Genomic DNA, 19,975 nt, shown 5'->3' on the forward strand with positions numbered 1-19,975 from the left:
GGTGCGGCGGGTCGTCACGAGATGCCGAACCGGCGGCCGAGGAGGTCGATGAGCTCGTCGTCGCTCGTCTCGGACAGCTGGGCGCCGAGCGCCTCGGCCCGGCTCTGGTCTGGACGCCCGGACGGCAGGCCCCAGGCGTCGGCCAGCTCCCGCAGCCGGGCGGCCGCTCGTTCCTGGGTGGCGTCGTCCAGGCTGGCCGTCGCCAGCGCCGCCTCGAGGCGGTCGAGCTGGCCGAGCACGTCCTCGCCGCCGGCCGCGGCGTTCTCGGCCGCGTCGAGCGCCAGCCGTTTCGCCAGGTACTCGGCCAGCGAGTCGGGGGACGGGTAGTCGAAGATCAAGGTGCTCGGCAGGGCCAGGCCGCTCGCCGTCCGCAGGCGGTTGCACAGCTCGACCGCCGTGAGGGAGTCGAAGCCCAGGTCGCGGAAGCTCGTCGTCGGCTCCAGCCGGTCCGTCGACCGGTGGCCGAGGACGGCGGACGCCTCCGCCCGCACCAGGGTCCGCAGCCGTGCCGCCCGCCGCGCCGGGGGGAGCGTGGCCAGTTCCTCGGACAGCCGGCCCGCCGCGTCCCGGGCGCTGCCGGGCCGCGCGGCCTCGGTCGAGGCGGTCCCCGATCTCGGCGCGGGGGCGGTGCGCAGCTCGGCGGTCAGCTGTCCGGGCTGGTCGCGCCCGAAGGCGTTCCAGTCGAGGTCGGCGATGACGAGGTGGGTGGTGTCGTGGGTGAGGGGGTGGTGCAGGGCGGTGAGGGCGGCGGCGGGTGGCAGCAGGGTGAGGCCGCGGCGGGCCAGCCGCGTCTCGACGTGGGCCGGCGCGATGCCCCGGGCGCTGTCACCGGTTCCGTCACCGGCCTTGGCCCAGTGCGTCCAGCCGATGCTGGTGGCGGGTTGGTGGTGGTGGCGGCGGTGGTGGGCGAGGGCGTCGAGGTAGGCGTTGCCGGGGGCGTAGTTGCCTTGGCCGGTGATGCCGGAGATGCCGGCCATGGAGGAGAAGAGGACGAAGTGGGTGAGGCTGTGGGTGTGGTGGTGGAGGTTGCGGGCGCCGTCGACTTTGACGCGGGTGGTGTTGTTGATCTGGGTCAGGGTGAGGTCGGTGGTGAGGGCGTCGTCGAGGATGGCGGCGGTGTGGTAGATCGCCGTGAGGGGTGCGTTGGGTGGGATGTGGGTCAGGGCGTGGGTGAGGTGATGGGGGTCGGCGATGTCGCCCGCGAGGAGGGTGACGTGGGTGCCGTTCTGGGCGAGGTCGTGGGTGAGTCGTGCCGCGTCAGGGTGGTCCGGTCCTCGCTGTGAGAGCAGTAGTAGATGGGGCGCGCCGTTGTGGGCGAGCCAGCGTGCGAGGTGCTGGCCGATCGCTCCCGTGGCACCGGTGACCAGGGTCGTGCCGGTCGGGGTGTAGGTGGCCGTGTCGGTTTCGGTGGCGGGCGCCCGCACCAGCCGGCGGGCATGGACGGCGCCGGCCCGGATGGCCAGCTCGGTCTCGCCGTGGTGACCACCGAGGAGGTCGGCGACCCGCGCCGCGGCGCGTTCGTCCACCTCCGCGGGCAGGTCGATCAGGCCACCGAACCCGGCCGGGTTCTCGGCCGCCAGGACCGGCCCCAGGCCCCAGACCATCGCCTGCTCTGGCTCCCGGACCGCGTCTCCCGGCCCGGTGGTGACCGCGCCGCTCGTCGTCAGCCACACCGGGGTGTCCAGCCCGAGATCGTGCAGCGCCTGGATCAGGCCGACGGTCGCGCCGAGCCCCCACGGCACCGACGGGTGGTCCGGCAGCAGGTCGCTGCGGAGGCCCAGCACGGACAGGACCCCGGCGACCCGCTCGGTCGGCGACGCGTCGGCGGCGGCGAGCGCGGACCGGATCGCCGCCGCCACGGCCGCCCGCTCGACATCAGCGCCGACCCGGACCGTCGTCACCCGCGCGCCCCGCTCGACCAGCGCGCGGACCAGGGCCTGGGTGGCCGGCGCGTCGGCGCGGTCGGCGGGCGCGGCCAGCAGCCAGTGGCCTGGCACCCGTCCCGGGGACGGGGTGACCGGCCGCCAGGCGACGCGGTAGCGCCAGTTGTCGATGGTGGCGCGGGTGGTGTGGGCGCGGTGCCAGGTCGTGAGCGCGGGCAGCGCGGCGTTGAGGGCGGTGTGGGTGGCGGGGTCGGCGCTGCCGAGGAGGGTGGCGAGGGCGTCGGGATCGCCAGTGTGGACCGTGTTCCAGAACTGGTCGGTGTGACCCGCGCGGGCGGCCTGGCTGGCGGGGGTGATCCAGTAGGGCTGGTGCTGGAACGGGTACGGCGGCAGGTCGACGGGTTCGGTTCTCGGCACGGGGTCGGGATTCCAGCCGACAGGGGTGCCGTGGGTGTGGGCGTCGGCGAGGGAGGTGTGGAAACGGGTCAGGGTCGCCTCGCCCCGCCGCAGGGTGGGGGCGACGGTGGCGGCGTCTTCGAGGGTGTCGGTGAGGGTGGTGGTGAGGACGGGGTGGGGGCTGACCTCGAGGTACGTGGTGTGCCCGTCGGCGAGCAGCGCGCGGGCCGTGTCGGCGAACCGGACCGGCTGGCGCAGGTTGCGGTACCAGTAGTCGGCGCTGAGGGTGCCCGGGTCGGCGACGGCGGCGGTGACCGTCGAGTAGAAGGCGACCTCGGTGGGCTGGGTGGTGATCTCACCGAGGGCGGCGACCAGGTCGGTGCGCAGCGGCTCGACGGCGGGGGAGTGGGACGCGTAGTCGACGGGGATGACCCGGGCCCGGATGCCCTGAGCGGTGTAGTGCTCGACCAGCTCGCCGACGGCGGTGGCGTCGCCGGAGACGACGGTGGTCCGGGGGCCGTTGACGGCGGCGATGCTCAGCCCGGTGACGCGGCCCGCGTCGAGGTGGGCCTGGACGGCGTTGGCGGGTAGCGGGATGGAGGCCATCGCGCCGGTGCCGGCGAGGCGGCTGATGATCTGTGACCGGCGGGTGACGATGCGAGCGGCGTCGTCGAGGGTGAGGATGCCGGCGGTGGTGGCGGCGGCGATTTCGCCTTGGCTGTGGCCGAGGACGGCGTCGGGGGTGATGCCGTGGGCTTTCCACAGTTCGGCGAGGCTGGTGGTGATGGCCCACAGCGCCGGTTGGACGACGTCGACGCGGTCGAGGGTGGGGGCCCCGGGTCGTTGGTAGAGGACGTCGAGCAGTGACCAGTCGATGTAGGGGGCGAGGGCGTCGGCGGCCTGGTGGAGGTGGTGGGCGTAGCGGGGTGAGGTTTCGAGGAGGTCGGTGGTCATGCCGTCCCACTGGGCGCCCTGACCGGGGAGGACGAACACCACGCGGCCGGGCTCGCGGGCCTGGCCCAGGACCAGGCCAGCCGGCTGCTCGCCCGCGGCCAGCCCGTCCAGCGCGGCCAGGTAGGCGTCCGCCGGCTCGGACCGTTCGGGGTCCGGGATGACGACCGCGCGCCGCGCGTGCCGGGCCCGCCGGTCCAGCGCGTGCGCCACTGCCGCGACGTCCAGCTCGGGGTGAGCCCGGACGTGCGCGGCCAGCTGGCCGGCCACCGCCGCCAGAGCGTCGGGGTCGCGTGCCGTGAGCACCCACGGCGGGCGGACGGCCCCCACCGCGGCCACCGGTGGCGGTCCGGACGGCGCTGCTCCCGCGTCGTCCAGCCGCGGTGACGGCGAGCCGCTGGCCGTGGCGGCCGCCGGGTCCGCCGTCCGCTGGGCCGGCACCGCCGCTGGGCGTTCCGCGCCCGGGAGGCCCGGCTCCGGTTCCGGCGCCTCCTCAAGGATGAGATGGGCGTTCGTACCGCTGACGCCGAACGAGGACACCGCCGCGCGCCGGGGCTCGGCGCCGGCCGGCCAGGGCCGGGGCTCGGTGAGCAGCCGGACGGCGCCGGCGTCCCAGTCGACGTCGGGCGTGGGCTTGTCGACGTGCAGCGTCTTCGGCAGCAGCCCGTGGCGCAGGGCACCGACCAGCTTGATGATGCCGGCCACGCCGGCCGCCGCCTGGGTGTGGCCGAGGTTGGACTTGACCGAGCCCAGCCACAGCGGGGCCTCGGCCGGCCGGCCCTGGCCGTAGGTCGCCAGCAGCGCCTGGGCCTCGATCGGGTCGCCCAGCGTCGTCCCGGTGCCGTGGCCCTCCAGCGCGCTGACGTCGGCCGGCGACAGCCTGGCCGCCGCGAGGGCCTGGCGGATCACCCGCTGCTGGGCCAGGCCGTTGGGCGCGGTGAGCTGGCTGCTGGTGCCGTCCTGGTTGATCGCGCTGCCGCGGACCACCGCGTGAATGCGGTGGCCCAGCCGGCGGGCGTCGGACAGGCGCTCCAGCAGCAGCAGGCCGACGCCCTCGCCCCAGCCGGTGCCGTCGGCCGCGGCGGCGAACGACTTGCACCGCCCGTCCGGGGCCAGCCCGCGCTGCCGGCTGAACTCGATGAACGTGCTCGGCGTCGCCATGACCGTGACCCCGCCGGCCAGCGCCAGCCGGCAGTCACCGGCCCGCAGCGCCCGGCTGGCCTGGTGGATGGCGACCAGCGACGACGAGCAGGCCGTGTCCAGGCTGATCGCCGGGCCCTCCAGGCCCAGCGTGTAGGCGATCCGCCCTGACGCCACGCTGCCGGTCGTCCCGATCAGGGCGTAGCCCTCGGACTCGGCCGACGCGCCCGCGCCGTATCCCTGCGCGGTGATCCCGGCGAACACGCCGGTGTCGCTGCCGCGCAGGTCGGCCGGGTCGAGGCCGGCGTTCTCGATCGTCTCCCAGGCCACCTCCAGCAGCAGCCGCTGCTGCGGGTCCGTCGCCGCCGCCTCGCGGGGCGACATCCCGAAGAAGGCCGCGTCGAAGCCGGCCGCGTCGTAGAGGAACCCGCCGTGCCGGGAGTAGCTGGTACCGGTGTGGCTCGGGTCAGGGTGGTAGAGGCCGTCGACGTCCCAGCCGCGGTCGCGGGGCAGCTCCCCGACGGCGTCCCCGCCGGCGGCGACCAGCTCCCACAGGCTCTCGGCGTCGCGCACCCCGCCCGGGAACCGGCAGCCGATCCCGACGATCGCGATCGGCTCGCCGGCGGCGGCCTCGGTGTCGCGCAGGCGCCGCTGGGCGCGGTGCAGGTCGATGGTCACCCGCTTGAGCAGGTCGCGGATCTTCTCGTCGCTCATGTCGGCTGGCTGCTTTCGTCGCGGGTCATGAGATGCCGAGCTCCCGGTCGATGAAACTGATCAGTTCCTCGTCGGTGGCGTCGCTGACGGCGCTGGCCACGTCCAGGTCGTCGGGCTCGGCGCTGAGGCCGGCCAGCAGGGACTCCAGCCGGGTGACGAGCGCGGCGCGCGTGTCGTCGGTCGGCGGGGTGGCGGCCAGGGCGGCGGCGAGTGCTTCCAGGGCGGCCACCGGGTCCTCGACGGGACCGCTGGCCGGGGCGGCGCCCACCGGTCCGACCAGCCCGGCGAGGTGCTCGGCCAGGGCACGCGGGGTCGGGTGGTCGAACAGCAGGGTCTTGGGCAGCCGCAGGCCTGTGGCGACGGCCAGCCGGTTGCGCAGCTCGACCGCGCCCAGTGAGTCGAAGCCACCGTCGAGGAAGCCCCGGTCCGCCGCGACGGCACCAGCGTCCGGATGGCCGAGGATCGTCGCGGCGGCCGCGCGGATGTGCCCGAGCAGGAGCTGGCCGCGTTCCTGGCCGGACCGGCCGGCCAGTGCCTGGACGAGCTGGGGGATGGTGTCGTCGCCCGCGTTCGTCCTCGGCGCCGGGCCGCCGCCTGGCCCAGTAGGCGCGCGGCCCGGCGCCGCCAGCTCGCGCAGCGGCCCGTGGCTGACGTCGGCTCCGGCGGCGGCCGGGCCGGCCGGATCGAGGTGCGCGGCCACCAGCACCGGTTCGGAGGTGGTCAGGGCCTCGTCCAGCAGGTTCAGGGCCGCGGTCACGCTCATCGGGGCCACGCCGGCCCGGCGCAGGCGCGCGGCGTCGCCCGGCGTGAGCCGGTCGCCCATCCCGCCGGCCTCGGTCCACTGGCCCCAGGCGATGGAGGTACCGGCGCGCCCGGCCGCCCGGCGGCGGGTCGCGAGGGCGTCGAGATAGCTGTTCGCGGCGGCGTAGCTGGACTGGCCCGGTGTGCCCAGGATGCCGGCGACCGACGAGAACAGCAGGAACGCGGCCAGCTCGGCGTCGGCGGTCAGCGCGTCCAGGTGCCGCGCGGCGTCGGCCTTGGGCCGCAGCACGGCCGCCGCCCGGTCCGGGGTCAGCGCGGTGAGCACGCCGTCGCCGAGCACTCCGGCGGCGTGCACGACGGCGGTCAGCGGGGCGTCGGCCGGGATGGTCGCCAGCAGGTCGGCCACGGCCGAGTGGTCGGCGACGTCGGCGGCGGCGATCGTGACGGCCGCGCCGGCGGCGGTCAGCTCGTCACGCAGCTCGGCCGCTCCCGGGGCTGCCTCGCCACGGCGGCTGACCAGCAGCAGCCGGCGCACGCCGTGCCGGGCGACCAGATGGCGAGCCACCTGCGCGCCCAGGCCACCGGTCCCACCGGTGATCAGAACGGTGCCGTCGGGGTGCAACGGCCTCGGGCCGGCCGCTGTCCCCGGCGCCGCGGTTGGTTCGGCGGTCAGCCCCGGGTCCGACGCCGCCGTGCTCGGGACCAGCCGGCGCAGCCGGGGCGAGCGCGCGACACCGTCCCGGATCGCGATCTGGGCCTCGCCCGCGCCGAGCGCCGCCCGAACGGCCGCCACCACCTCGTCGCCGGTGGCCTGGCCGGCCCCGGCGGCGAGGTCCACCAGGAGGAAGCGGCCAGGGTGCTCGCTCTGGGCCGAGCGGACGAGGCCCCACACGGCAGCCCCGGCCAGGTCGGTGACGTCGGCACCGGGCTCGACGGCGACCGCGCCCCGGGTGGCCAGGGCGAGGACGGAGCCGTCCCGCGCGTCGTCGGCGAGCCACCGTTGGAGGAGCTCAAGCGTGCGTCCTACCGACACCGCGGCCTCCGGCGGCGCTCCACCCTGGTCAGCAGGCCCGGTCGGGGCGTCCACGACGACCACCTGTGGCAGCCGGCGCCCGTCCGCAAGCGCGGCGAGCAACACGGTCGTGTCGCCGAAACGGGCGATCTCCCCGGTGTGGCTGGCGCCAGCAGTGGCGATCGGCTCCCAGACGAGCCGATGGAGCTGGGGCCTGGCCCGGCCGGTGGACGGGCGGCCGAGCCAGAACCGGGTCCGCTGGAACGGGTACGTCGGCAGGTCGACGGCGCGGGCCGCGGCGCTGTCCGGCAGCAGCCGGTCCCAGACGACCGGCACGCCGTGGGCGTGCAGCTCACCCAGCGCCGTCAGCAGCGCCGCCGGCTCGGGCCGGCCGTCCCGCAGCGTCGCGACGACCCTGGGCCGGTCTGTCCGGTCCTGGTCCGCGTGCTCTTCCAGGGTGTCGGCGGCCAGTGCCGTCAGCACGGCGTCCGGGCCGAGCTCCAGGTAGGTCGTCGTGCCCAGCCGGTCCAGCTCGCCGACGGCCTCGTGGAAGCGCACCGGCTGGCGGAGGTGCCCGGCCCAGTAGTCCGGGTCGGCGAGGCTCGCGTCGGTGGCCACCCGGCCGGTGACGTCGGAGATCACGGGGATGGCGGCCGGGTGGGCGCGCAGGCCGGCGACCACCTCCCGCAACGCCGCCCTCGCCGGCTCCATCCGGTGGGAGTGGAAGGCGTGGCTGACGGTCAGCCGCTTCGCCCGGCCGCCCCGGGCCTTCCACTCCCGCTCCAGGACGAGGGCGGCGTCGAGGTCGCCGGAGACGACGACCGCGTCCGGCCCGTTGACCGCTGCCAGGCCCAGCCGGCCGGCCAGGCCGAGCTCGGCCACGGCCGCGAGCGCGGCGGCCTCGGTCGCCTCCAGGGCGACCATCCCTCCGCCGCTCGGCAGCTCGGCCATGAGCCGGCCGCGGGCCGCGACGAGCGTGGCGGCGTCGGCCAGCGAGAAGACCCCGGCGACGTGCGCGGCGGTGAGACCGCCGACCGAGTGGCCGACCAGGTGGTCGGGGCGGACGCCGAACGACTCGACGAGCCGGTACAGCGCGGTGCCCAGGGCGAACAGCGCCGGCTGGGTGAACGCGGTCTGGTCCAGGAGCGCGGCCGGCTCGCTGCCGGCCGGCGCGAACACGACGTCGAGCAGCCGCCGGCCGAGCAGCGGGTCGAGGTGGCCGGCGACCTCGTCGAGCGCGGCCGCGAAGACAGGGAACGTCTCGTAGAGCTCCCGCCCGGCCGCGGGCCGCTGGCTGCCCTGCCCGGTGAACAGGACGGCGAGGCGCCTGTTCCCGACGGCCTCGCCGGTCAGCGCGGGTGAGCCGGCCGACCCGGCCGCGAGCAGGGCGAAGGCGTCCCGCGCGGACGGCCGGTCGGCGGCCACCACCACGGCGCGGTGCTCGAGGTGCGCCCGGGTGTGCAGCAGCGCCGCCGCGGTCGCCTCCGGCGCGAGGCCGGTGGCCGCGTCGAGGTGCTCGGCCAGCCGGCCGGCCGCCGCCCGCAGCGCCGCGGGCGAGCGGGCGCTCAGCAGCCAGGGCAGCGAGGGGCCGGGCGTGGCCGGGTCTGCGGGGTGCGGGCCGTCAGCGGTGTCCGCTGCCGGCGCCTCCTCCAGGATGAGGTGGGCGTTGGTGCCGCTGATGCCGAACGACGACACCGCCGCCCGCCGGGGACGTCCGCCCGCGGGCCACGGGCTCGCCTCGGTGAGCAGCCGGACCGCGCCGCCGGCCCAGTCGACGTGCGGGCTGGGCGCGTCGATGTGCGGCGTCGCCGGTAGCAGGCCGTGCCGGAGCGCCTCGACCAGCTTGATGATGCTGGCCACGCCGGCGGCGGCCTGGGTGTGGCCGAGGTTCGCCTTGACGGCGCCGAGCAGCAGGGGCCGGTCCGCCGGCCGGCCCTGGCCGTAGGTGGCCAGCACGGCGTGGGCCTCGATGGGGTCGCCCAGGGTCGTCCCGGTCCCGTGCGCGTCGAGGACGTCGACGTCGGCCGCCGTGAGCTGGGCCGCGGCCAGCGCCTGCCGGATGACCCGTCGCTGGGACGGGCCGCTCGGCGCGGTGAGCTGGCTGCTCGTCCCGTCCGAGTTCACCGCGCTGGACCGGATGACCGCGTGCACCCGATGGCCGCGCCGGCGGGCGTCGGACAGCCGTTCCAGCAGGAGGAGCCCGGCCCCCTCGGCCAGCGCGAAGCCGTCGGCCGCGGCCGAGAAGGGCTTGCACCGGCCGTCGGGCGCGAGCCCTCGCTGCCGGCTGAACTCGACGAACGACCGCGGGGTCGGCATCACGGTCACCCCGCCGGCCAGGGCCAGGCCGCACTCCCCGGCGCGCAGCGCCCGGACGGCCAGGTGGATCGCGACCAGCGACGAGGAGCACGCCGTGTCCACCGTGATCGCCGGGCCCTCCAGGCCCAGGGTGTAGGCGAGCCGGCCGGAGGCGACGCTCGGTGTCGACCCGATGAGCGTGTAGCCCTCCACCGCCGAGCTGCCCGGACCGTTGTCGGCCGCGCTGTCGGGGGAGTTGTCAGGGGCATAGTCGGCCGCGATGACGCCGGCGAAGACGCCGGTGTCGCTGCCGCGCAGGGTGGTCGGGTCGATCCCGGCCCGTTCGAGCACCTCCCAGCCCAGCTCCAGCAGGATCCGCTGCTGGGGGTCGGTGGCCAGGGCCTCCCGGGGCGGCAGGCCGAAGAACTCCGCGTCGAAGTCCGCGGCGTCACGGAGGAAGCCCCCGCGCCGCGCGTAGGAGCGGCCACGGGCGGCGGGGTCCGGGTCGTAGAGCTCCTCGACGTCCCAGCCCCGGTCGTCCGGGAGGTCGCCGGTCGCGTCCCGCCCGGCGGCCAGCAGCGTCCAGAGCTCCTCCGGGGAGCGCACGCCGCCCGGGTAGCGGCAGGCCATCGACACGATCGCGATCGGCTCGTCGCGGGCGGCGGTCAGCTCGGCCAGCCGGGCCTTGGTCTCCCGCAGGTCGGTCGCGGCCCGGCGGAGGTAGTCCCGCAGCTTGCGTTCGGTGGCGCCGGCCGCCGCGCCCGGTTCCGCGTGCGCGGCGGCCGGGCGGTCGAGATCAGGCGTGGTCATCGGGCTCCCCAGGGCGTGCCGGCCGGCGAGTCGGAGGGGTCGAGGCCCAGCTCCTCGTCGAGGGCGGCGAACAGCTCGTCGTCGTCGGCGGACTCCAGGTCCGCCGCCGGCCTGTGTGGCCGTGGCGCGTTGTCGTGGTCGGGCGGGCCGGCCGGGCGCCGGTCCATGTCCCAGACCGTGAGCAGCTGCCGCAGCAGGGGCCGGACGGCGTCGCGCACCCGGGGCTCGGCGGTCGTGGCGACCCGCGCCAGCGCCGCCGAGAGGAGCTCGACCTGGGCGAGCGGGTCCGCCTCGGGCGGCGCCAGTCGCTCCGCGAGGTGCCGGGCCAGCCGGCGGGGGGTCGGGTGGTCGAACAGCAGCGTCGTGGGCAGCCGCAGCCCGGTCGCGGCGGCGGCGACGTTGCGGAACTCGACGGACGTCAACGAGTCGAAGCCCGAGTCGAGGAAGCCCCGGTCCGGGCCGAGCGCCCGCGCCGGCCCGTGCCCGAGCACCGCGGCCGCGCTCGTCGTGACCAGCTCCATCAGCAGCGCCTCCCGCTCGGGAGCCGTCCGGTCGCGCAGGCGCTCGGCCAGCGCGGTCCCGTTCGCCGCCGTGGCGGCCGGTGGGCGATCCCCGGCGCCCGCCGGTCCGGCGGGGCTCGGGGCGTTGACGCCGGCCGGCGTGACGGGGATGAGATCCCACAGGGGCTCGGGTAGCGCCGGCCGCCCGGCCGGCGTGTCGAGGCGCGCGGCGACGGCCACCGGCGCCGCGCCGGCCAGCGCCGCGTCCAGCTCGGCCAGCCCGGCCGCGGTGGGCAGCGGCAGCACCCCGCCGCGGGCCAGCCGGGCCAGGTCGGTCTCGGAGAGGTGCGCGGTCAGGCCGGTCGGGAGCTGCCAGGGCCCCCAGTTGATGCTGGTGGCCGGCCGGCCGCGGCGCTGGCGGTCCTGGGCCAGGGCGTCGAGGTAGGCGTTCGCCGCGGCGTACGGGGCCTGGCCGGGATGGCCGAGCGGGGCGGCGGTGGACGAGTAGAGGACGAAGTGGCTCAGGTCGTGGTCCCGGGTGAGGCGGTCCAGCTGCCAGGCGGCGTGCGCCTTCGGGGCCAGGGCGGAGTGGAGGTGCCGCGGGGTCACGGCGGTGAAGGTGGCGTCGGCGAGGGCACCGGCGGCGTGGACGACCGCGGTGAGCGGGTGGCCGGGCTCGACGCGGGCGAGCGTGGCGGCGAGCTGGCCGGGATCGGCGACGTCGGCGGCGTGGATCGTCACGGCCGCTCCGGCGGCGGTGAGGTCCGCGGCCAGTGGGCCGGCGTCCGGGGCGTCCGGGCCCTGACGGCTGACCAGCAGCAGGTGGCGGACGCCGTGGTGGGCGACGAGGTGGCGGGCGGTGAGCGCGCCGAGGCCGCCGGTGCCGCCGGTGATCAGGACGGTGCCGTGCGGGTCCAGCGGCCGGGGCAGCCGCAGCACGACCTTGCCGACGTGGCGGGCGTGGCGCAGGTGGCGCAGCGCCGTCGGCGCCTGCCGGATGTCCCAGGACCGCGGTGGCGCGGCGGGCAGCGCGCCCGAGGCCAGCAGCGGCAGCAGCTCGGCCCAGTAGGCGCCGATGCGCTCGGGCGCGACGTCGGCCAGCAGGTCGAACGGCAGGTAGGCCCGGCCCGGGTAGCGCGCGGCCAGCTCCTCGGGCGTCCGGGGGTCGGTCTTGCCCAGCTCGACGAACCGGCCGCCCGGCCGCAGCAGGCCGAGGGAGGCGTCGGTGAACTCGTGGGCGAGCGCGTTGAGGACGACCCGCACCCCGCCGCCCGAGGCCACCCGGAAACGCTCGGCGAAGCTGAGGTCCCGCGAGGACGCCAGATGGTCGTCGTCGAGCCCGAGCGCCCGGATTGCGGCCCACTTGTCCGGGCTGGCCGTGCCGAACACCTCGGCGCCGAGGTGGCGGCCCAGCGCCACCGCCGCCTGGCCGACGCCGCCGGCCGCCGCGTGCACCAGCACGGTCTCGCCGGGCCGCAGATCGGCCAGGCCCACCAGCCCGTGGTAGGCGGTGAGGTACGCCACCGGCACGGCGGCGGCCCGAGCGAAGTCCCAGCCCGCCGGGACCGGAGCCAGCAGACGGTGGTCCACGACGGCGTGCGCGCCGAGCTGCCCGGGCAGCAGGCCCATCACCCGGTCACCGGGGGAGAGACGGTCCACCCCCGGCCCGACAGCCGTCACGACCCCGGAGCCCTCGGCGCCGATCCGGGCCCGGCCGGGGTAGAGGCCGAGGTCGATGAGGACGTCCCGGAAGTTCACGCCGGCCGCCCGTACCTGGAGCTGGACCTCGCCGGGACCTGGCTGGCGGGTGGAGTCGGGGTCGTCGACCAGGCGCAGCGATCCGGGCGCACCGGGATCGGTGGACTCCAGCCGCCAGGCGGCGCCGGCCGGAATCTCGAGCTCGTCGCCGGCACCGGTCGCGGCCTTGGCCAGGCGGGGCACATGCACGGTCCCCGCCCGTGCGGCGAGCTGGCCGAGGCCGGTCGCGACGGCGGCGGGCAGGGCCGCGACCGAGGCGCGCAGGGCCCGCCCCGGGTCGGGGCTGGTCGCCGGGTCGAGGGCGCCGTCCAGGTCGACGAGCACGATCCGGCCTGGATGCTCGGCCTGAGCCGAGCGGACCAGCCCCCAGACAGCCGCGGCGCCCAGGTCGGGCGGGCCGTCGTGGTCGACGACGCCCATCGCGCCTCGGGTCAGCACGAGCAGGCGCGCGACGGCCAGCCGCTCGTCGGCCAGGAACCCCTGAACCGTCGCGAGCGTCCCGGTGACCGCCGCCTCCACCCTGTCCGGATCGGTACCGCCCCCGGCCGGGACCGCCAGCACGACGACAGTGCCGTCGCCCGGCCGTTGGCCGCCCGTGGCTGCGGCGGCCGAGGCCAGGTCGGGGTGGGTATTCGGCGTGCCGCCGCCGGCGGCGAGGGCATCGGCCAGGCCCAGCTCGTCCGGTCCGAGCAGGAACCACCGAGAAGGGCCCGCCGGCTCGGTGGCGCTCGGCTCCAGGACGGGCCAGTGCGGCCTGAACGCCGTCGTTGACCGGGGGCTGGCCGCCCCCGCAAGGGCCAGCTCACGCACGGCCAGCTCACGCAACGCCGCCACCTCGCTGGCCGGCAGCGGCCGGGCGACCAGGCGCGCCACCGTGACGACGGCCCCGCCCGACGGGTCGACCGCCGTGACCGAGACCGCGTCCGGACCGGTGGGACGGATGCGGGCCCGCAGCGTCCGCGCCCCGCGTCTGCTCACCTCCACGCCGCTGACGGAGAACGGCAGGCGCAGCCGGATGCCGTCGGCCGGGCCGCCGGGTGGGTCGGCGTCCGGGTCGAGCAGGCCGAGCGCCGCCTGGAACACCGCGTCCAGCAGGACGGGATGCAGGACGTGGTCGTCGGCCCCGCTCTCGACCGGCTCGGGCAGCCGCGCCTCGGCGAGCACCTCCTGCCCCACGCGCCAGGCACCGACCAGCCCGCGCAGCGCCGGGCCGTAGTGGTAGCCGGCCGTGGCCAGTCGCCGGTACAGGTCGGCGACGTCGACCGGCTCGGCTCCGGCTGGCGGCCACTCGCTCGGCGGCCACTCGCCCGCCTGCCGGGGCGCCGGGATCTCGGCGGTCGCTGCCCGGCCATCGCCCACGGGCCGTCCGGTATGACCGCTGGCGTGGTGGGTCCACGACGCTCGCTGGCCGGCCGGCCCGGTGCCGGACTGGGCCGGGCGGGCGTGGATCTCGACCGGCGCTCCGTCCTCGCCGGCCGGGCCGACCGAGACCTGGAGCTGGGCCGCCCGGTCGGCGCCCAGCGCGAGCGGCGCCCGCAGGACGAGCTCGTCCAGCCGGACCGGCCCGTCGGCGCCGGCCGCAGCGGCGTGCAGGGCGACGTCGATGAACGCCGTCCCGGGCAGCAGCGGTGTCCCCGCGACCGCGTGGTCGGCCAGCCAGGGCGTGCGTGCCAGCGAGACCAGGCCGCGCAGCGTCGTCGAGGCGGTGTCGGCCTGCTCCGTGCGCAGCCGCAACCAGGGGTGGGCCGCCGGCGTGATGCCGGCCGCGAGCAGCTCCGCGCCGGGCTCGGCCGGCGCGTCCAGCCAGAACCGCCGGCGCTGGAACGGGTAGGTCGGCAGGGCGACCCGCCGGGCGTCCGGGCCGAACACCGCCGGCCAGTCGGGCGAGTGGCCGGCCACGTGCAGCTGGGCGAGCGCGGTGTGGAGCCGCCGCCAGCCGTCCTCGCCGCGCCGCAGCGTGCCGGTCACCACGGTCGCGGGCGCGTCAGGCTCGTCCTCGATCGTCTGGCTGACCCCGACGGTCAGGACCGGATGGGGGCTGACCTCGACGAAGGCGGTGTGCCCGTCGGTCAGCAGGGCACGGACCGCGTCGGCGAACCGGACCGGCTGGCGCAGGTTGCGGTACCAGTAGTCGGCGGAGAGCGTGTCGGTGCCGTCCAGGCGGGCGCCGGTGACCGTCGAGTAGAACGACGTCCGGGCCGGGGCGTGGCGGACGTCGGCCAGGCTGGCCAGCAGGTCGTCCGCCAGGGCCTCGACGGCCCCGGAGTGGGACGCGTAGTCGACCGGGACGCGCCGGGCCCGGACGCCGTCGGCGTTGTAACGCTCCACGAGCGCGGCCACGGCGTCGGCGGGGCCCGACACGACGGTCGCGGCCGGCCCGTTCACGGCGGCGATGCCCAGCCCGGCGAGGCCGGGAGGCCAGGCGTCGAGATCGGCCTGGACAGCGTCGGCGGGCCGGGGGACCGAGGCCATGCCGCCCAGCCCGGCGATCCGGGTGATGATCTGCGACCGGACGGCGACGACGCGGGCGGCGTCGTCCAGGTCGAGGATGCCGGCGACGTACGCGGCGGCGATCTCGGCCTGGGAGTGCCCGACGACGGCGTCCGGCCGGATGCCGAGGGACTCCCACAGCCGCGCGAGCCCGGTCATCACCGCGAACAGCGCCGGCTGCACGACGTCGACCCGCTCCAGCCAGTCCGGCCCGGTCCCGTCGCCGGACGGGCGGCCGCGTAGGACGTCGGCGAGCGACCAGTCGACGTGCGGGGCCAGCGCGGCGGCGACCCGCTCGATGTGCTCGGCGAACACCGGCGACGTGTCCAGCAGGTCGCGAGCCATCCCGGCCCACTGGCTGCCCTGGCCAGGGAAGACGAACGCGATCCGGCCGCCGGCCGCCACGGTGCCCGAGACCGTGGTCGGCGAGGCCTCCCCGGCGGCCAGCGCGTCGAGCCCGGCCAGGAGCTCGGCGGCGCCGGAGCCGATGACGGCGGCCCGCTGGTCGAGACCGGCTCGGCCGGTGGCCAGAGTCAGCCCGACGTCGACCGGCCTGAGACCGGGCCCGGCCGCCGCCACGGCCGACCGCAGGCGGAGGGCGCTCTCCCGCAGCGCGGCCGGGTCGTGCCCGGACAGCACCCAGGTCGTAACCGGCTCGGCGTCACCGGGGCCGTTGCGCGCAGGCTCCCGGTCGCCGTTCGACCCGTCGGCGGCCTGCTCCGGAACCGCGGGAGGCTGCTCCAGGATGAGGTGGGCGTTCGTGCCGCTGATCCCGAAGGACGAGACGGCGGCCCTGCGGGGGCGGCCCGTCTCGGGCCACGGCGTCGGTTCGGTCACCAGCCGCACAGCGCCCGCGGCCCAGTCCACGTGCGGGCTCGGCGCGTCGACGTGCAGCGTGGCGGGGATGAGGCCGTGGCGCATCGCCTCGACCGCGGCGACCACCCCGGTCACCCCCGCGGCCGCCTGGGTGTGGCCGAGGTTCGACTTCACCGAGCCGAGCAGCAGCGCCGGCCCGTCCGCCCGGTCCTGCCCGTAGGTCGCCAGCAGGGCCTGGGCCTCGATCGGGTCCCCGAGCTCGGTACCGGTGCCGTGGGCCTGGACGTGGTCCACGTCGGCGGGGCCCAGGCCGGCCTGGGCCAGGGCGAGGCGGATGACCTCGCGCTGGGCCGGCCCGTTCGGCGCGGTCAGTCCGTTGGACGCGCCGTCGGAGTTGACCGCGCTGCCGCGCACGACCGCGAGCACGGGGTGTCCCCGCCGGCGGGCGTCGGACAGCCGTTCGAGCAGCACCAATCCGGCGGCCTCGCCCCAGGCCGTCCCGTCGGCGGCGGCGGCGAACGGCTTGCAGCGCCCGTCCGGGGCCAGGCCGCGCTGCCGGCTGAACTCGGTGAAGATGCCAGGGCTCGCCATGACGGTGACCCCGCCGGCCAGGGCCAGCGAGCACTCGCCGGCCCGCAGGGCCTGGCTGGCCAGGTGCAGCGCGACCAGCGACGACGAGCAGGCGGTGTCGATGGTCAGCGTCGGCCCGGCGAGCCCCAGGACGTAGGCGATCCGCCCGGAGGCGACGCTGGTGGTGCTTCCGGTGAGCAGGTAGCCGCTGTGCTCGGCCGGGGCCTCGTGCATGCGCGGGCCGTAGTCCTGCGCCATCACCCCGACGAACACGCCGGTCTGGCTGCCGCGCAGGGCGTGCGGGTCGATGCCGGCCCGTTCGCACAGCTCCCAGGCCGACTCCAGCAGCAGCCGCTGCTGCGGGTCGATCGCCGTCGCCTCGCGCGGGTTCACGCCGAACAGCTCGGCGTCGAAGGCGTCGGCGTCGTGCAGGAAGCCGCCCTCGTGCACGTACGAGGGCGCGGTGCCGGTGGCGTCCGCCGTGGCCAGGGCGGCCAGGTCCCAGCCGCGGTTGGTCGGGAAGGGGCCGATCGCGTCCTGGCCGGCCGCCAGCAGCTCCCACAGCTTCTCCGGGGTGTCCGCGCCGCCGGGCCAGCGGCCGGCCGCCGCCACGATGACGACCGGGTCGTCCGTCGGGCCGGCGGAGGTGGCCGCGCCCCCTGGCCGGTCGTCGTCGGCGGTCCGCAGGTACGCCAGCAGTGCCGCCGGCGTCGGGTGGTCGAACGTCACCGTCGCCGGCAGCGGGATCCCGCTCGCGCTGGCCAGCCGGTCCCGGAACTCGACCGCGCCCAGCGAGTCCAGGCCGAGGTCCTTGAAGGTCCTGCGCTCGTCCAGGGCGGCCGTCCGGCCGCGGCCGAGGACGGCGGCCAGGCTGGACCGGACGAGGCGATCGAGGTCCCGCTCGCCATCCCGGCCCTGGTACCGCGCCGCCGGGGCGACGGCCGGCTCGCGGCCCACCGGCGAGGCAGGGACAGCCATGGGCGGGAAAGGCTCGGTCTGGAGTGGCGTGGTCTGGCCAGGCTCGGTCAGGGGAGGCGCGGCGGGGCCGCTGGCGGCTGGCCCGGGATGGTCCGGCTCGTCCTCCCGAGCCGAGAGGTCGTCCAGCCAGTACCGCTCGCGCTGGAACGGGTAGGTGGGCAGGTCGACCCGGCGGCGCCCGGGCGGCAGCGTCGCGGCCCAGTCGACCTCGACCCCGTGCGTGTGCGCCTCGCCGAGCGCGGTCAGGAAACGGTCCGGGCCACCGTCGTCGCGGCGCAGCGTGGCCACCCCGACGGCGTCCGCGCCGACGGCCTCGATGATCTGGCGGATGCCAGGGGTCAGGACCGGATGGGGGCTGATCTCGACGAACACCCGGTGGCCGTCGGCCAGGGCCGCCTGGATGGCCGGGGCGAACCGGACGTCCTCCCGCAGGTTGCGGTACCAGTAGTCCGCGTCGAGGCGGCGCGGGTCGAGCCGGTCGCCGGTGACGGTCGAGTAGAACGCGGCCGAGGCCGGTCCGGCGGCGACGCCCTTCGCCGCGGCGAGCACCGCCGCGCGCAGCTCGGCGACCTGGGGTGAGTGGGAGGCGTAGTCGACCGGAATGGCGCGGACGTCGGCCCCGCTGGCCCGCAGCCGCGCGACCGCCTCGGCGAGGGCTTCCCGCTCGCCGGCCACCACGGTCGCGGCCGGCCCGTTCACGGCGGCCACGGCGACGCCCGGCAGCTCCAGCAGCCGGTCGCGGACCTCGTCGGCGGGCAGCGCGACCGACGCCATCCCACCCCGGCCGGCGATCCGCAGCAGCGCCCGGGACCGCCGGGCCACCAGCCGGGCCGCGTCGGTCAGCGAAAGCGCTCCGGCCAGGTAGGCGGCGGCGATCTCGCCCTGCGAGTGGCCGACGACCGCCGCGGGCACGACCCCGGCGGCCCGCCAGAGGGCTCCCAGCGAGGTCATCATCGCGAACAGGGCTGGCTGGACGACGTCCACCCGGTCCAGGCCCGGCGCGCCGGGCCGGCCGCGCAGGACGTCGAGCAGCCGCCACTCGACGTGCTCCGCGAGCGCCTCCGCGCAGGCGGCGACGTGGTCGGCGAACACGGGGGAGCGGTCGAGCAGCGCGTCGGCCATGCCGGCCCACTGCGAGCCCTGGCCGGGAAGCACGAAGACGGCCCGCGCCGGCTGGTGGGCCACGCCGAGGCGCAGGCCGGCGTCCTGCTCGCCGGCGGCGAGCGCGGCCGTCGCGGCCAGCAGCTCGGACCGGTCGGCGCCGACGACGACCGCGCGGTGCTCGAACGTCTCCCGACCCTGGCTGAGGGTCCAGGCGACGTCGGCCAGTGGGAGGGCCGGGTCGGCGTCGGCCGCCGCGCGCAGGTTCGCGGCCGCCGCGCGCAGGGCCGGCGCCGAACGGGCCGACACCGGCCAGGCGACGACCCCTCCGGTCACGACCGGCACCCGCTCGACCGGCGCGGGTCCGGCCGGGCCTGCTCCGGCGGCCCCCACTCCGGCCAGCGCAGGTCCGGCCGGCCCCGCGCCGGTCGGCATGGTCTCCGCGACGGACCCGGCGGGCGGGGCCGACAGGACGAGGTGGCAGTTGGTGCCGCCGACCCCGAACGAGCTGACGCCGGCGACCGGCTCCTCGTCCGGCCGGGGCCAGCCGCCCAGCTCGCGCTGCACCCGCAGGCCCAGGCCGGTGAGCTCGATCGCCGGGTTGGGCTGGGCGAAGTTCAGGCTCGGTGGCAGCTCGCGGGCCCGGATGGCCAGCGCCGTCTTGAGGAACCCGGCGATCCCCGCGGCGCCTTCGAGATGACCGATGTTGGTCTTGACCGAGCCAACCCGCAGCGCGTCGGCAGGGCGTCGCCCGCCGCTGACGGCCCGGCCCAGCCCGGCCGCCTCGACCGGGTCGCCGACCTTCGTCCCGGTGCCGTGCAGCTCGACGTACTGGACCGCCCCGGGCTCGACACCGGCCCGGGCCAGCGCCTGGCGGATGACCTCGGCCTGGGCGTCGGCGCTGGGAACGGTCAGGCCCGCGCCGCCGCCACCGTCGTGATTGACCGCGCCACCCCGCACGACGCAGTAGATCCGGTCGCCGTCGGCCAGTGCCCGGTGCAGCGGCTTGAGCACGACGACCCCGCCGCCTTCGCCGCGGACGTACCCGTTGGCCCGGGCGTCGAAGGTGAAGCACCGGCCATCCGGGGACAGCCCGCCGAACCGCTCGGCGCCGCGGGTGACCGTGTCGGCCAGGTTGAGCTGCACCCCACCGGCCAGGGCCACCTCGGACTCGCCCGAGGCCAGGCTCTCCACGGCCAGGTGCACGGCGACCAGCGACGAGGACTGCGCCGTGTCGACGGTGAGGCTGGGGCCGCGCAGGTCGAGCGTGTAGGACACCCGGTTCGCGATCAGGCCGCGGCTCACCCCGGTGAGGGTGTGCCGGGTGACGGCGCCGTCGCCGTAGCCCGCGAGCAGGTTGGCGTAGTCGTCGGAGACGGCGCCGATGAACACGCCGGCCGCCGCGCCGGCGAGCCGGGTCGGGACGACGCCGGCATCCTCCAGGGCCTCCCAGGCCAGCTCCAGGACGAGGCGCTGGCGCGGGTCGATCGCGGCAGCCTCCCGCGGGGAGATCCCGAAGAACTCGGCGTCGAACCCCGCCGGATCGGCCAGGTGGCCGCCGCGGCCGCGGGCCGGGTCGTCCCGGACGGCATCCGTCCCGGATCGCAGCAGGCGCCAGAACGCGGCCGGGTCCGGCGCGCCGGGCAGCCGGCAGGCGACGCCGACGACCGCCGCCGGAGCCCCGGGCAGGACGGCGTCACGACGGTCACCGGGCGCGGTAATACCGGTCCGGCCCTCGTCCGCTTTCGTCATAGAACGTCGTGCCCCCTCGCGGTCAACCAGGCCCCGGCCGAAATGCC

At 77.2% G+C, this 19,975-nt stretch carries 3 protein-coding genes; all 3 read right to left on the reverse strand.

Translation table 11 applies throughout. The features are described from left to right. Positions 1 to 14: 14 nt before the first annotated feature. Genes FRAEUI1C_RS41645 through FRAEUI1C_RS15400 form a run of 3 tightly spaced genes read right to left on the reverse strand, consistent with a single transcriptional unit; the run spans position 15 to position 19,928 of the window. Positions 15 to 5,084, reverse strand: a complete 5,070-nt coding sequence (locus FRAEUI1C_RS41645) for a type I polyketide synthase (protein WP_013424230.1) — start codon at positions 5,082 to 5,084, stop codon at positions 15 to 17. 25 nt (positions 5,085 to 5,109) lie between these two features. After that, the gene (locus tag FRAEUI1C_RS15395) at positions 5,110 to 9,963 is read right to left on the reverse strand and encodes a type I polyketide synthase (RefSeq protein WP_013424231.1); all 4,854 of its coding nucleotides are present in this window, start codon (positions 9,961 to 9,963) and stop codon (positions 5,110 to 5,112) included. Beyond that, entirely contained in the window at positions 9,960 to 19,928 is a 9,969-nt protein-coding gene (locus tag FRAEUI1C_RS15400; protein WP_013424232.1) for a type I polyketide synthase, read from the reverse strand. Before FRAEUI1C_RS15400 ends, FRAEUI1C_RS15395 begins: the two co-directional genes overlap by 4 nt. Positions 19,929 to 19,975 lie beyond the last annotated feature (47 nt).

The organism is Pseudofrankia inefficax (assembly GCF_000166135.1).
GTDB classification, from domain to species: domain Bacteria; phylum Actinomycetota; class Actinomycetes; order Frankiales; family Frankiaceae; genus Pseudofrankia; species Pseudofrankia inefficax.